Genomic DNA, 13,269 nt, shown 5'->3' on the forward strand with positions numbered 1-13,269 from the left:
GGCGTCCGACAACTGGACGGCTGAGCGCGCCCGTTGGGGTGCCGGTCACCGTCCGGATACCGAACGGTTGCTTCGCATAGTGCACTTGGCCTGTTCAAGTCAAGATCTGTCTTTTCTCCGTTAACTCCGGTCGAATGTCGTCACTTGAATCGCGTGTACGGCGCGCGGGACCCTCCATGACCAGGACCCCCATCCTCTCCGCGCGCACGGGGCGCGGGGGAGGAAATCAAGTGAGCAGCAGATCCTGGACGTTCAGAGCGTCCGCGGTGGGCGTCGCCCTCGCGGCGGCGACCGCCACGTTCTCGACGTTCGCCGTGGCGCAGGCCGATGACGCACCGTCGTCGGTGTCCGTGGACCGCCACGACCCGCAGCCGGCCAAGAACAAGGTCGAACACGACCTCGACGGCCCGCTCAGCAAGACCCAGGAAGCGCAGCGCCAGGAGGCCCTGAACCGGGTCATATCCGGCGACGCCACGGTCAAGGACCGTGACGGCTCCCAGGTGGTGAAGCTCAACAAGAGCAAGTACGTCGAGCTCGGCCGCGAGAAGACGGACCAGATCTTCACGATCCTGGTCGAGTTCGGCGACCAGGTCGACAGCAGGTACGGCGGCACCGCCGGTCCGCTGCACAACCAGATAGCCGCGCCGGACCGTGCCAAGGACAACAGCACGGCCTGGCAGAAGGACTACGACCAGAAGCACTTCCAGGACCTCTACTTCGGCGCCGGCAAGAACACCGAGTCGCTGAAGAAGTACTACGAGAAGCAGTCCTCGGGCCGCTACTCGGTCGACGGCGAGGTCACCGACTGGGTCAAGGTCCCCTACAACGAGGCCCGTTACGGCTCCAACTACTGCGGCCAGACCAACTGCTCCAGCGTCTGGAACGTGGTGAGCGACGGCGTCACCGCCTGGGTCGCCCAGCAGAAGGCGGCCGGCAAGTCCGAGGCCGACATCAAGGCGGACCTCGCCCACTACGACCAGTGGGACCGCTACGACTTCGACGGCGACGGCGACTTCAACGAGCCGGACGGCTACATCGACCACTTCCAGATCGTGCACGCCGGTGAGGACGAGTCCGCCGGTGGCGGCGTCCAGGGCAAGGACGCGATCTGGGCCCACCGCTGGTACGCGTTCGGCTCCGACGCGGGCGCCACGGGCCCCGCGGAGAACAAGCTGGGCGGCGCGCAGATCGGCGACACCGGCATCTGGGTCGGCGACTACACCATCCAGCCGGAGAACGGCGGACTCGGCGTCTTCGCCCACGAGTACGGCCACGACCTCGGTCTGCCGGACGAGTACGACACCTCCGGCGGCGGCGAGAACGGCACCGGTTTCTGGACGCTGATGTCGGCCGGCTCCTGGCTCGGCACCGGCAAGGAGTCCATCGGCGACCTGCCCGGCGACATGAACGCCTGGGACAAGCTGCAGCTCGGCTGGCTGAACTACGGCACCGCCGAGGCCGGCAAGAAGTCCAAGCACAAGCTGGGCGTCGCGGAGTACAACACCAAGAACAAGCAGGCCCTCGTGGTCACGCTGCCCAAGAAGAAGGTCACCACCCAGGTCGTCACGCCGGCCCAGGGCGCCACCCAGTGGTGGAGCGGCAGCGGTGACAACCTCAAGAACACGCTGACCCGTTCGGTCGACCTGACCGGCAGGTCGAAGGCCGCGCTGACCCTCGACGGCTGGTGGGACATCGAGGAGGAGTACGACTTCCTCTACACCGAGGTGTCCACCGACGGCGGCGCCAACTGGACCGCCCTGGACGGCACGGCGGACGGCGCGGCCATCCCGCGCGACGGCAGCGACAAGCCCGCCCTGACCGGCACCACGGCCGCGTACAAGAAGCTGTCGTTCCCGCTCGACGCCTACGCGGGCAAGAAGATCGACCTGCGCTTCCGCTACTCGTCCGACGGCGGCAAGGCGCTGAAGGGCTTCGCGGCCGACGAGATCACCGTGACCGCCGACGGCACCGCGCTCTTCTCGGACAACGCCGAGACGGCCGACGCCGCATGGACGGCCAACGGCTTCTCCCGCATCGGCGCGTCCTTCACCAAGGACTACGCGCAGTACTACCTCGCCGAGAACCGCCAGTACGTCTCGTACGACAAGACCCTCAAGGTCGGCCCGTACAACTTCGGCTTCTCGACGACGCGTCCGGACTGGGTCGAGCACTACCCGTACCAGAACGGCCTGCTGATCTGGAAGTGGGACACCTCGCAGGCGGACGACAACACCAGCGAGCACCCGGGCGAGGGTCTGATCCTGCCGGTGGACGCGCACTCCAAGGCGCTGAAGTGGGCCGACGGCTCGCTGCTCCGCAACAAGATCCAGGCCTTCGACGCCACCTTCAGCACCTACCCGACCGACGCGTTCACGCTTCACAACGCCGACGTCGCGCTGAAGATCAAGTCGCAGAAGGGCGTCTCCGTCTTCGACGACCGCAAGGGCTCGTACTTCGACCCGGCGAACCCGTTCAACAGCGTCAAGGTCACTGACACCAACACCAAGATCAAGATCGTGAAGGAGCCCAAGGACGGCTCGACGATCTCGCTCCAGGTGGGTCCCTCGACCAACTGATCGGCATCTTTGCAGGTCAGAACATGATCGGCCGCAACCCTCTGGCGGGTTGCGGCCGATCGTGTTTAGGTGCGTCCTGTGACTTCCTTATTGACACCGAATCTCACGGGGGTGTGACCGCATGGCCGCAGGGGGTTTCTGCAAGCTGCCGAACGGCAGCGTGGTGGTGGCGCTGAACCTGCCCAGTCCGGCGGGGCCCGGCCGCGGATCGGTGCGCTTCCTCGTGCTGGCCCAGAACCGCGCCCGGGCGCTGACCCGGCTGCGCAACCTGGGCATGCGCGCGGTCTACCTCCGCGGCAACGCGGCGCCGCCCACCCCGGACGAGATCACCGCCGTCCTGCACCACCCCGACGGCCTCGTCTGGCGTACGGCCCCCGGCAGCGACCTCCATGGCCCCGAGCTCGCCCAGGAGCTCTGGCACCCGATACGGACCCTGATCCGCCGGCCGGTCACCCCGGCCTGACCGCCGCGGCGAAAGCGGGCGGGCGTCAGACCACCGGCTTGCCGGAGAGGTCCACGCCCGCCTCCCGCAGCTCCTCCAGCGCCCGCTGCGTGCTCTGCTCGGCCACCCCGGCCGTCAGGTCGAGCAGCACCTGCGTGCGGAAGCCCTGCCGGACCGCGTCCAGCGCGGTCGCCCGCACGCAGTGGTCGGTCGCGATGCCGACCACGTCCACCTCGTCGATCTCCCGGGCCTTGAGCCAGTCGCCCAGCGGCACGCCGTTCTCGTCGGCGCCCTCGAAGCCGCTGTAGGCGGCCGCGTAGGCGCCCTTGTCGAAGACGGCGTCGATGGCGCCGGAGGCGACGGCCGGGGCGAAGTTCGGATGGAAGCCCACGCCCTCGGTGCCGGCCACGCAGTGCGCGGGCCAGGAGTGGACGAAGTCGGGGTTGTCGGCGAAGTGGCCGCCGGGGGCGATGTGCAGGTCGCGGGTGGCGACGACATGGCGGTAACCGGCGGGCGCCTGGCCGATCAGCTCGGTGATGGCGGCGGCCACGTCCGAGCCCCCGGCGACCGCCAGACTGCCTCCCTCGCAGAAGTCGTTCTGCACGTCAACGACGATCAAGGCGCGGCGCATGGTCGGTGTCCTTCGGGTCGGCAGGAGGGCGGTGGTGGGGTGGGGGCCCGGCCGTACTGCGTCACCCGCGGGACGGTCCCGGACCCCGGCCCGAGGGCGGCGCGGGTGCCGTGGACGGTCGTGCGGGCGCAGGTTGTCGTTCCGAGCCTAGAGACTTCGCGTGCACTGCGGGAGGGGGCATTCGGCTGCTGCGTCGTACGGGGGACGCTGCCGTTGCATTCCCGCTCACCGGTCGTTCATGCGTGAACGGACCGCCGGGAGCGGGCGGGACGCCGACCGTGCGGCGTCCCGCGGCCGTCCCTCAGACGTATTCGGTCGGGATGACCGGCTCGCCGCGCGAGAGCTGGGTCGCCGACAGCGGCAGGTTCGCCCGGGCGGCCGCGTGCCGGCTGCGGACGACGTCCAGGGGCTCGCGGGCCAGCACTCGGCCGTCCCTGACCAGCTCGACGAGCAGTTGGCGGTCGGCCAGTGCGGCGGGCACGGGACCGGTGCCGATCACCTCGGCCTCCGCGACGCCGTACTTGTCCAGGCGCCGGGCGGCCCACTTGCGTCCGCCCACGGACGTCTTGCCACCCGTCGACTTCTTCGCCACCGGCACCAGCGGAGCGTCCGGGTCCGAGGACTCGGCGCGGGCGACCAGCTTGTAGACCATCGAGGACGTCGGGTGGCCGGAACCCGTCACCAGCTGGGTGCCGACCCCGTACGCGTCCACGGGCGCCGCCGCCAGCGAGGCGATCGCGTACTCGTCGAGGTCCGAGGTGACGACGATCTTCGTCTTGGCGGCGCCCAGCTCGTCCAGCTGCTGGCGCACCCGGTGCGCGACCAGCAGCAGGTCGCCGGAGTCGATGCGCACGGCACCCAGCTCGGGACCGGCGACCTCCACGGCCGTACGGACGGCCTCGTCCACGTCGTAGGTGTCCACGAGCAGCGTGGTGCCCCGGCCCAGCGAGGTCACCTGGGCCTGGAAGGCGTCCCGCTCCCGGTCGTGCAGCAGGGTGAAGGCGTGCGCGCTCGTCCCCACCGTGGGGATGCCGTAGCGGTAGCCCGCGGCCAGGTCGGAGGTGGTCGCGAAACCGCCGACGTACGCGGCGCGCGCGGCGGCGACCGCGGCCAGCTCGTGGGTGCGGCGGGCGCCCATCTCGATCAGCGGCCGGTCGCCCGCGGCGGAGGACATCCGGGAGGCGGCCGCGGCGATCGCCGAGTCGTGGTTGAGGATCGACAGGATCACCGTCTCCAGGAGCACGCACTCCGCGAACGTGCCCTCCACCCGCAGGATCGGCGAGCCGGGGAAGTACACCTCGCCCTCGGGGTAGCCCCAGATGTCCCCGCCGAAGCGGTACGAGGCGAGCCACTCCAGGGTCGGCTCGTCGACGATCCCGTTCTGCCGCAGGAAGCCCAGCACGTCCGCGTCGAAGCGGAAGTTCTCGACGGCGTCGAGGACCCGGCCGGTACCCGCCACCACGCCGTACCGGCGCCCGTCCGGCAGCCGCCGGGTGAAGACCTCGAAGACGGAGCGCCGCTCGGCGGTCCCCCCGGCCAGGGCGGCCCGCAGCATCGTCAGCTCGTACTGGTCCGTGAAGAGCGCCGTGGAGGGAACGCCCACCCGTCGCCCGCCGCCGCCCTCCTGAGGAAGCGCTCCACGCCCTTCTTCTGGCAGCCCAAGGTCCGCTGTGTTCATGACGAGGGATCGTACTCCCATCTCGTCACTCTGACGATTTGTGGGTCTCGTTTGGCCGGGCACCCCCCTCAAGTGGCAGCATGGGCGGTGTGACGGCTCCCGCACCTCTAGAGATCGAGAAGACCGAGTCGGCGGAGGAGGTCTTCGCCGTACCCGAGCCCGACGTCCCCTGGGTCACGATCGTCCACAACGACCCCGTGAACCTCATGAGCTACGTGTCGTACGTCTTCCAGATGTACTTCGGCTACTCCAAGGACAAGGCCCACAAGCTCATGCTCGACGTCCACCACAAGGGCCGGGCGGTCGTCTCCAGTGGCACGCGCGAGGAGATGGAACGCGACGTGCAGGCCATGCACGGCTACGGTCTGTGGGCCACCCTCCAGCAGGACCGCAAGTGACCGCGGGACCGCACATGACCGCAGGACCGGAAGCGACCGCAGCACCGGAGACGACCGCACCGGCCGCAGCGCGGCACCGCAGGACCGAACCGGCCGAGCGCGACGCGCAGCACTGGAAGTAGCGACGCAACCTGATGCCAGGACACTTCGAACCGCTCCCCGGCGGCGGCGCCGCCGTCGCGCTCGACGAGGTCGAGATCTCCATCATCCGCTCCCTCGCCGTGCAGCTCCTGGAGCTGATCGGCCCCGGCCCCGCCGAGAACGCGCCCGACGACCCGCTCGCCGAGCTGTTCGCCGAGGGCCCCAGCGAGCCGCCGTCCGACCCCGTGCTGCAACGCCTCTTCCCTGACGCGTACAGCGGCCCCGGCGTCGAGGCCCGTTCGCCCGAGGAGGCCGAGGAGCAGCGCGCCCACTCCTCCGAGTTCCGCCGCTTCACCGAGAACGACCTGCGCGCCGGCAAGCGCGACAACGCGCTCACCGTGATCCGCTCCCTGGACGCGCTCACCCCGGCCGGGGACGGCGGCGCGGTCCTCGAACTGTCCCCCGCGCAGTCCGAGCAGTGGCTGCGGGCCCTCAACGACCTGCGGCTGGCGATCGGCGCCCGGCTCGACGTCGTCGACGAGGAGGACACCGAACTCCTCTACCGCCTCCCGGACGAGGACCCCCGCAAGCCGATGGTGCTGGCGTACCTGTGGCTCGGCGGACTCCAGGAGACCCTGGTGGAAACCCTTATGCCCTGACCTGTCGCGACAAACTCCCCCTCCTGTGTTCGCTCAGCGGACGCTCAAATCCGGATAACGATCGTGTCACCGAGGCCGCGTCCTATGGGGCGCGGCTCGACTTTTGTCCGGTTCTCCCTGTGGTCTGCGCCACGAACGCCTCCGCCGATCACTGTTGCGGCCGTGATAAATCTTCACGACCGCCCGACGGGACGACACCCATGTCCCGCCGGGTGCGCCACCGAGCCGGCGGATCGCCGGCCAGGCACAGCTCCATCACATCCGGGGGGATCGGGACCCGATCCGAGGCCACGCAGACGGCTCGGGTCGGCATGGAGAAAGGCGCACCGAACATGACCTCATCGCAGGTCGACAAGAATTACGACGGCAGTGAGGCCGTGCAGAGCGCGGCAGCCGAGGACGGCGAGGGCTACCAGCGCGGGCTCGGCGCCCGCCAGATCCAGATGATCGCGATCGGCGGCGCCATCGGCACCGGCCTGTTCCTCGGCGCGGGCAAGGGCATCTCGAAGGCGGGCCCCAGCCTGATCCTCGCCTACGCCATCGCGGGCGTGGTCATCTTCTTCATCATGCGCGCCCTCGGCGAGCTGCTCATGTACCGGCCCGTGTCCGGCTCCTTCTCGGAGTACGCGCGCGAGTTCATCGGCCCCTTCGCGGGCTTCGTGACCGGCTGGACCTACTGGCTGTTCTGGGTCATCACCGGCATGACCGAGGTCACCGCCGCCGCCCAGTACATGAAGTACTGGACCCACGACAGCGTGCCGCAGTGGGTCACGGCACTGGTCTTCACGATCATCCTGTACGCCGCGAACCTGATCTCCGTGAAGCTCTTCGGCGAGCTGGAGTTCTGGTTCTCCATGGTCAAGGTCACCGCCATCGTCGGCATGATCCTGATCTGCGCCGGCATCCTCACCCTCGGCTTCTCCGACGCCGGCGACACCGCCTCCGTCAGCCACCTGTGGAGCGACGGCGGCTTCTTCCCGCACGGCGTCGGCAACACCCTGATGACCCTCCAGATGGTCATGTTCGCGTTCCTCGCGGTCGAGCTCGTCGGCGTCACCGCGGGCGAGTCCAAGGACCCGAAGACCGTTCTGCCCAAGGCCATCAACACCGTGCCGTGGCGCATCGCCGTCTTCTACGTCGGCGCCCTGATCATGATCCTCTCGGTCGTGCCGTGGACGCACTTCCAGCCGGGCGTCTCCCCGTTCGTCGCCGCCTTCGAGAAGATGGGCCTCGGCGTCGGCGCCGCCATCGTCAACTTCGTCGTCCTGACGGCCGCCCTGTCCTCCTGCAACTCCGGCATGTACTCCACCGGCCGCATGCTGCGCGACCTCGCGCTCAACGGCCAGGGCCCCCGCTTCTTCACCCGGCTCACCAAGAACGGCCTGCCCCTGATCGGCACCTCGTTCTCCGCCGCGATGATGCTGGTGGGCGTCTGGATCAACTACCAGTGGCCCGGCGAGGCGTTCAACTACGTCGTCTCCTTCGCCACCATCTCCGGCATGTGGGCCTGGATCATCATCCTGGTCTGCCAGATCCGCTACCGCCTGAAGTCCGACCGCGGCGAACTCCCGGTCTCCGAGTTCCGGGCACCCGGCGGCATCTGGGCCAGCGCCCTCTCCCTCGCCTTCATCGGCATGGTGATCGTGATGATGGGCATCGACAAGGACGCCCGCATCTCGCTCTACTGCGCCCCGCTGTGGGCCCTCGTCCTGGGCGTCTCCTACCTGGTGCTCAAGAGCCGCGACCCGCAGGCCGCCGCCTTCGCCAAGCGCTGACCGCCGGCCTTCCCCGGACCCCGCGTCCGGCATCCGGGCCGTCCCGTACCACTCTTCGGTACGGGGCGGCCCTTCTGCTTATCCTGACCAGCATGCTGACCATCACCCAGGCGCTCTTCGACCAGATCGTCGCGCACGCGCGGCAGGACCACCCCGACGAGGCCTGCGGCGTCGTCGCGGGCCCGGCCGGCACGGACCGCCCCGAGCGGTTCATCCCGATGCTCAACGCGGCCCGCTCGCCCACCTTCTACGAGTTCGACTCGGGCGACCTGCTGAAGCTGTACCGCGAGATGGACGACCGCGACGAGGAACCGGTCGTCATCTACCACTCGCACACGGCCACCGAGGCCTACCCCTCCCGCACCGACATCTCCTACGCGAACGAGCCCGGCGCGCACTACGTCCTGGTCTCCACCGCGGACGCCGACGAGGCCGGCCCCTTCCAGTTCCGCTCGTACCGGATCGTCGAGGGCGAGGTCACGGAGGAGGAGGTCACCGTCGTGGAGAGCTACTGATCCCGCATTTCGGTCAGAATTCATCCACCATCTGAGATCACACTCCGGGACCCCGACCGGGAATCGATACGATGAGCCCATGGTTTCCCACGACGTGAGCGAGAAGACGCCGGGCATGCTGCTCGTGGCGCGGCTGCACGTCGACCTGTGCAGGCTCAACAGCGCCCTCTGTCCGCGCTGACCCCTGCCGCCGCACGGCCGTGAAGCCGCGGCGTCCCGCACCGCGTCCCGCTCGCACGCAGCGCCGCCGCGCGCCCACCGACCCGACTTCCCTCCCGACAGGAGCCCGCAATCATGGCCATCGAGGTCCGCATCCCCACCATCCTCCGCACCTACACCGACGGCCAGAAGGCCGTCGAGGGCGGCGGGGACACCCTCGCCGAGCTCTTCGCCGACCTCGAGACCCGCCACACGGGCATCCAGGCCCGCATCGTGGACGGCGGCGAACTGCGGCGCTTCGTCAACGTCTACCTCAACGACGAGGACGTCCGCTTCCTCGACGGCATCAACACCAAGCTCACCGACGGCGACAACGTCACGATCCTGCCGGCCGTGGCCGGCGGCATGGCCTGATCGGTATGCGCTACGACTCCCCGCTGGCCGCGGTGGGCAACACCCCCCTGGTGCGCCTGCCGCGGCTGTCGCCGTCCGAGGACGTGCGTATCTGGGCCAAGCTGGAGGACCGCAACCCCACCGGCTCCGTCAAGGACCGCCCCGCCCTGCACATGATCGAGCAGGCGGAGAAGGACGGCCGCCTCACCCCCGGCTGCACCATCCTGGAGCCGACCTCCGGCAACACCGGCATCTCGCTGGCCATGGCGGCCAAGCTCAAGGGCTACCGCATCGTCTGCGTCATGCCCGAGAACACCTCGCGGGAGCGCCGCGACCTGCTCGCCATGTGGGGCGCCGAGATCATCGCCTCCCCGGCGGCCGGCGGCTCCAACACGGCCGTACGCGTCGCCAAGGAGCTCTCCGCCGAGCACCCCGACTGGGTGATGCTCTACCAGTACGGCAACCCCGACAACGCGGGCGCCCACTACGCCACGACCGGCCCGGAGATCCTCGCCGACCTCCCCTCCGTCACCCACTTCGTCGCCGGGCTCGGCACCACCGGCACCCTCATGGGCGTCGGCCGGTTCCTGCGCGAGCACAAGCCCGACGTCAGGATCGTCGCCGCCGAGCCGCGCTACGACGACCTCGTCTACGGCCTGCGCAACCTCGACGAGGGATTCGTCCCCGAGCTGTACGACGCCTCCGTCCTCACCACCCGCTTCTCCGTGGGCTCCGCGGACGCCGTCACCCGCACGCGCGAGCTGCTCCAGCAGGAGGGCATCTTCGCCGGCGTCTCCACCGGCGCGGCCCTGCACGCCGCGATCGGCGTCGGCAGGAAGGCGCTGGCGGCGGGGGAGTCCGCCGACATCGTCTTCGTCGTGGCCGACGGCGGCTGGAAGTACCTCTCGACCGGCGTCTACACCGCCGCCACCACCGAAGAGGCCATCGAGACCCTCCACGGCCAGCTCTGGGCCTAGGGTCCGTCGTCTGGATCAGGTCGGCCGTGACGGACGGTTCGTCCCGGCCGATCCGTCCGGCGTCCGCGGCGCGCGGCGCACGCGGGACGGCGGCGCTCAGCGCGACAGGTGGCGCACCTGGTCCCACAGCACGGGATCCACGACCCCCACCCGGCGCCGGAAGTCCCCGACCGGCACGTCCCGCAGCTCGTCCGTCTCCAGGAAACTGGGCCTGCCGTGCGCGTCGCCCACGGACCCCGGCGGCAGCGGGATCACCCCGGCCCGCTCGTCGTGGTACTTGCTGGTGATCTTCGCGACCCTCGCCCGCCGGCCCCGCACGGACAGCACCAGACACGGCCGGTCCTTCGCGCCGGGCCCGTCCTCGTAGGGGACGTTCGCCCACCAGATCTCCGCCGGCCGCGGCCCCGGCACCTTCCCGCGCGGCCCGGACGGCCGCCCCGGCGGACGCGTACGCCCCGACGGCCCGCGCCCCCGGCGCCCCCAGCCGTCGACCAGCGTCGCGACGAGCGCGAGCAGCACGACGGCCACCAGAGCGAGCCACCAGGACGTGTCCATACGGTAGAAGGTACCGGTGCGCACCCCCGGCCGCCGCCCCGCCCGGGCGCCCGTCCCTCCCGCGTCCATCCGAACCGGTGACAGCACAGGTGAGTTCGCCCACAACGGCCCCTGGCGGAGGAGCGACGGGACCTTTTGCGCCTTACGCTCGACGGACCGCACGACCCCCGTTCCCGTTTCGTTTCTGCCTTTGCATTTCCCGCCAGCGCGGAGGTTCCAGCTCTCATGAAGCTCACCGTCGTCGGCTGCTCGGGGTCGTTCCCGTCCGCGGAATCGGCCTGCTCGAGCTACCTCGTCGAGGCCGACGGCTTCCGGCTGCTCCTCGACATGGGCAACGGTGCCCTGGGCGAGCTGCAGCGCCACTGCGGTCTCTACGACCTCGACGCGATCTTCCTCAGTCACCTGCACGCCGACCACTGCATCGACATGTGCGCGTACTTCGTCGCCCGCTACTACCGCCACGACGGCGGACGCTGCGACCCCATCCCCGTCTACGGGCCCGAGGGCACGGAGCAGCGGCTGACCACCGCGTACGCGGACACGCCCTCCGCCTCCTCGATGAGCGAGGTCTTCGACTTCCACACGGTCAAGCCGGGCACCTTCGAGGTCGGCCCCTTCACCGTGCACACGGAGAAGGTCCGCCACCCCGTGGAGGCGTACGGCATCCGCGTCGAGCACGGGGGCCGCTCGCTGACCTACTCCGGGGACACCGGGGTGAGCGAGACCCTCGACCAACTCGCCCGCGACACCGACCTGTTCCTGTGCGAGGCGGCGTTCACCCACGGCAAGGAGAACATCCCCGACCTGCACCTCAACGGTCGCGAGGCGGGCGAGACGGCCACCCGCGCGGGCGCGCGCCGGCTGGTCCTCACCCACATCCCCCCGTGGACGGACCCCCAGATCAACCTGACCGACGCCCGGGCGGCGTACGAGGGCCCGGTGGAACTGGCGGTACCGCGCAGGTCGTACGAGGTGTAGCCCCCGTACACACGAAAAGGCCCCCGGAGCGGACTCCGGGGGCCTTCGTCATGCCGTGCGAGGGCTCACGCCTTGGTGAGGTCCTCGACCTCCTCCTCGGGCTCGCGGCCCGGGGTGGTCAGGTTGAACCTGACGATCGCGAAGCGGAAGACCACGTAGTAGATCGCGGCGAAGACCAGTCCGATCGGGATGATCATCCATGGCTTGGTCGCCAGGTTCCAGTTCAGGAAGTAGTCGATGGCACCGGCCGAGAAGCTGAAGCCGTGGTGCACGCCCAACGCCCAGGTGACGGCCAGTGAGATCGCGGTGAGGACCGCGTGGATCACGTACAGCAGTGGCGCGATGAACATGAACGCGAACTCGATCGGCTCGGTGATGCCGGTGACGAACGAGGTCAGCGCGAGCGACATCATCATGCCGCCGACAGCCTTGCGGCGCTCGGGCCGCGCGGTGTGCGTGATCGCCAGGGCCGCCGCGGGCAGGGCGAACATCATGATGGGGAAGAAGCCGGTCATGAACTGTCCGGCGGTGGGGTCGCCGTGGAAGAAGCGCGGCAGGTCGCCGTGCCAGACGGCACCGGTGGCGTCCTTGTAGGAGCCGATCTCCTGCCAGGCGACGGTGTTGACGAACTGGTGCATGCCGACCGGGAGCAGGGCGCGGTTGATGGCGCCGAAGATGCCGGCGCCGACGGCACCGAGGCCGGTCATCCACTCGCCGAAGTTGGTGATCACGTCACCGACGGGCTCCCAGACCAGGCCGAAGAAGACGCCGACCGCGGTGCCGATGAAGGCCATCAGGATCGGGACCAGCCGGCGGCCGTTGAAGAAGCCGAGCCAGTCGGGCAGCTTCGTACGGTGGAAGCGCTGCCAGGTGACGGCGGCTATCAGACCCATGACGATGCCGCCGAGGACCTTGGGGTCGTTGTAGGTGGCGGCGATGTCCGCCCCCTTGGTGACCTTGGCGTCGGTGATCGGGAACGCGGTCAGTACGTTCTTGTAGACCAGGAAACCGACCAGCGCGGCCAGCGCGGTGGAACCGTCGGCCTTCTTCGCGAAGCCGATCGCGATACCTACGCAGAACAGCAGCGGCAGGTTACTGAACACCGCGTCGCCGGCGGTGGCGAAGACGGAAGCGACCTTGTCCCAGCCGAGGCCGTCCTTGCCGAATACGTCCGGCTGGCCGAGGCGGAGCAGGATGCCCGCCGCCGGCAGCACGGCGATCGGCAGCTGCAGGCTGCGGCCGACCTTCTGCAGGCCCTGGAACAGGCCGGATCCCCGCTTCTTTGCGGGGGCCGCCGATGCGGTGGCGGTGCTCATAGTTCCTCCATGTGCTGGGCGCTGCCGGGGGACGGGAAGGGCGAAAACGGAGTAGGCAGCGACCGCGTGGTCTACACCACTCAGTGGTGTAGACCTGTTGTAGCACGGTGAAGGCTGGATAAGGAACCCGCGTATT

At 69.5% G+C, this 13,269-nt stretch carries 14 protein-coding genes; 10 read left to right on the forward strand and 4 right to left on the reverse strand.

The window, feature by feature from the left end; all coding sequences use genetic code 11:
- The first annotated feature begins 230 nt into the window (after positions 1-230).
- Both ACZ4VA_RS00600 and ACZ4VA_RS00605 read left to right on the forward strand, forming a co-directional pair.
- Positions 231-2,576 (forward strand): immune inhibitor A domain-containing protein, encoded by a 2,346-nt coding sequence (locus tag ACZ4VA_RS00600; RefSeq protein WP_355791750.1) that lies wholly within the window; start codon positions 231-233, stop codon positions 2,574-2,576.
- A 121-nt stretch (positions 2,577-2,697) separates the two neighbouring features.
- Positions 2,698-3,039: a hypothetical protein gene (locus ACZ4VA_RS00605; protein WP_355791753.1), complete on the forward strand. Its 342-nt coding sequence runs from the start codon at positions 2,698-2,700 to the stop codon at positions 3,037-3,039.
- A 25-nt stretch (positions 3,040-3,064) separates the two neighbouring features.
- On the opposite strand, the gene ACZ4VA_RS00610 is transcribed toward ACZ4VA_RS00605, so the two are convergent.
- Positions 3,065-3,649: a nicotinamidase gene (locus tag ACZ4VA_RS00610; protein ID WP_356172803.1), complete on the reverse strand. Its 585-nt coding sequence runs from the start codon at positions 3,647-3,649 to the stop codon at positions 3,065-3,067.
- 301 nt (positions 3,650-3,950) lie between these two features.
- The gene (locus ACZ4VA_RS00615) at positions 3,951-5,327 is read right to left on the reverse strand and encodes a nicotinate phosphoribosyltransferase (RefSeq protein WP_388903914.1); all 1,377 of its coding nucleotides are present in this window, start codon (positions 5,325-5,327) and stop codon (positions 3,951-3,953) included.
- An 80-nt stretch (positions 5,328-5,407) separates the two neighbouring features.
- Here ACZ4VA_RS00615 and clpS point away from each other — a divergent pair, with 80 nt between their 5' ends.
- The 7 genes from clpS to ACZ4VA_RS00650 all read left to right on the forward strand — a co-directional run bounded on the left by clpS (position 5,408) and on the right by ACZ4VA_RS00650 (position 10,284).
- Positions 5,408-5,725, forward strand: coding sequence for an ATP-dependent Clp protease adapter ClpS (clpS, locus tag ACZ4VA_RS00620; protein ID WP_355780375.1), 318 nt, complete (start codon positions 5,408-5,410; stop codon positions 5,723-5,725).
- Positions 5,726-5,859: 134 nt separating this feature from the next.
- On the forward strand, positions 5,860-6,465 hold the full coding sequence (locus tag ACZ4VA_RS00625; protein WP_355780372.1) for a DUF2017 domain-containing protein: 606 nt from the start codon (positions 5,860-5,862) through the stop codon (positions 6,463-6,465).
- 332 nt (positions 6,466-6,797) lie between these two features.
- A complete protein-coding gene (locus ACZ4VA_RS00630; RefSeq protein WP_468079098.1) occupies positions 6,798-8,240 on the forward strand; it encodes an amino acid permease in 1,443 nt (480 codons plus the stop codon).
- A 92-nt stretch (positions 8,241-8,332) separates the two neighbouring features.
- Positions 8,333-8,755: a M67 family metallopeptidase gene (locus ACZ4VA_RS00635; protein WP_356237613.1), complete on the forward strand. Its 423-nt coding sequence runs from the start codon at positions 8,333-8,335 to the stop codon at positions 8,753-8,755.
- A 79-nt stretch (positions 8,756-8,834) separates the two neighbouring features.
- On the forward strand, positions 8,835-8,936 hold the full coding sequence (locus ACZ4VA_RS00640; protein ID WP_355780362.1) for a putative leader peptide: 102 nt from the start codon (positions 8,835-8,837) through the stop codon (positions 8,934-8,936).
- Between the two features lie 113 nt (positions 8,937-9,049).
- The gene (locus tag ACZ4VA_RS00645) at positions 9,050-9,328 is read left to right on the forward strand and encodes a MoaD/ThiS family protein (protein ID WP_355780359.1); all 279 of its coding nucleotides are present in this window, start codon (positions 9,050-9,052) and stop codon (positions 9,326-9,328) included.
- 5 nt (positions 9,329-9,333) lie between these two features.
- A complete protein-coding gene (locus ACZ4VA_RS00650) occupies positions 9,334-10,284 on the forward strand; it encodes a PLP-dependent cysteine synthase family protein (RefSeq protein WP_356237614.1) in 951 nt (316 codons plus the stop codon).
- Between the two features lie 96 nt (positions 10,285-10,380).
- Here ACZ4VA_RS00650 and ACZ4VA_RS00655 read toward each other — a convergent pair whose 3' ends face one another.
- Positions 10,381-10,839, reverse strand: a complete 459-nt coding sequence (locus ACZ4VA_RS00655; RefSeq protein ID WP_356237615.1) for a type II toxin-antitoxin system PemK/MazF family toxin — start codon at positions 10,837-10,839, stop codon at positions 10,381-10,383.
- Positions 10,840-11,064: 225 nt separating this feature from the next.
- Between ACZ4VA_RS00655 and ACZ4VA_RS00660 the strand changes: the two genes are divergently transcribed.
- Positions 11,065-11,817: an MBL fold metallo-hydrolase gene (locus ACZ4VA_RS00660; RefSeq protein WP_355780350.1), complete on the forward strand. Its 753-nt coding sequence runs from the start codon at positions 11,065-11,067 to the stop codon at positions 11,815-11,817.
- Positions 11,818-11,882: 65 nt separating this feature from the next.
- On the opposite strand, the gene ACZ4VA_RS00665 is transcribed toward ACZ4VA_RS00660, so the two are convergent.
- Complete coding sequence (locus ACZ4VA_RS00665; protein WP_355780347.1) at positions 11,883-13,133, reverse strand: PTS transporter subunit EIIC; 1,251 nt, start codon at positions 13,131-13,133, stop codon at positions 11,883-11,885.
- Between the last annotated feature and the right edge of the window lie 136 nt (positions 13,134-13,269).

The organism is Streptomyces sp. NPDC028308 (genome assembly GCF_055565855.1).

What these genes read in the sequence shown, in the direction of transcription:
- ACZ4VA_RS00660 (WP_355780350.1), top strand. Translation starts at nt 11,065, where the DNA reads ATGAAGCTCACCGTCGTCGGCTGCTCGGGGTCGTTCCCGTCCGCGGAA.
- clpS (WP_355780375.1), top strand. Translation starts at nt 5,408, where the DNA reads ATGGGCGGTGTGACGGCTCCCGCACCTCTAGAGATCGAGAAGACCGAG.
- ACZ4VA_RS00665 (WP_355780347.1), bottom strand. Translation starts at nt 13,133, where the DNA reads ATGAGCACCGCCACCGCATCGGCGGCCCCCGCAAAGAAGCGGGGATCC.
- ACZ4VA_RS00610 (WP_356172803.1), bottom strand. Translation starts at nt 3,649, where the DNA reads ATGCGCCGCGCCTTGATCGTCGTTGACGTGCAGAACGACTTCTGCGAG.
- ACZ4VA_RS00605 (WP_355791753.1), top strand. Translation starts at nt 2,698, where the DNA reads ATGGCCGCAGGGGGTTTCTGCAAGCTGCCGAACGGCAGCGTGGTGGTG.
- ACZ4VA_RS00645 (WP_355780359.1), top strand. Translation starts at nt 9,050, where the DNA reads ATGGCCATCGAGGTCCGCATCCCCACCATCCTCCGCACCTACACCGAC.
- ACZ4VA_RS00655 (WP_356237615.1), bottom strand. Translation starts at nt 10,839, where the DNA reads ATGGACACGTCCTGGTGGCTCGCTCTGGTGGCCGTCGTGCTGCTCGCG.
- ACZ4VA_RS00635 (WP_356237613.1), top strand. Translation starts at nt 8,333, where the DNA reads ATGCTGACCATCACCCAGGCGCTCTTCGACCAGATCGTCGCGCACGCG.
- ACZ4VA_RS00650 (WP_356237614.1), top strand. Translation starts at nt 9,334, where the DNA reads ATGCGCTACGACTCCCCGCTGGCCGCGGTGGGCAACACCCCCCTGGTG.
- ACZ4VA_RS00615 (WP_388903914.1), bottom strand. Translation starts at nt 5,327, where the DNA reads ATGAACACAGCGGACCTTGGGCTGCCAGAAGAAGGGCGTGGAGCGCTT.
- ACZ4VA_RS00625 (WP_355780372.1), top strand. Translation starts at nt 5,860, where the DNA reads ATGCCAGGACACTTCGAACCGCTCCCCGGCGGCGGCGCCGCCGTCGCG.
- ACZ4VA_RS00630 (WP_468079098.1), top strand. Translation starts at nt 6,798, where the DNA reads ATGACCTCATCGCAGGTCGACAAGAATTACGACGGCAGTGAGGCCGTG.
- ACZ4VA_RS00640 (WP_355780362.1), top strand. Translation starts at nt 8,835, where the DNA reads ATGGTTTCCCACGACGTGAGCGAGAAGACGCCGGGCATGCTGCTCGTG.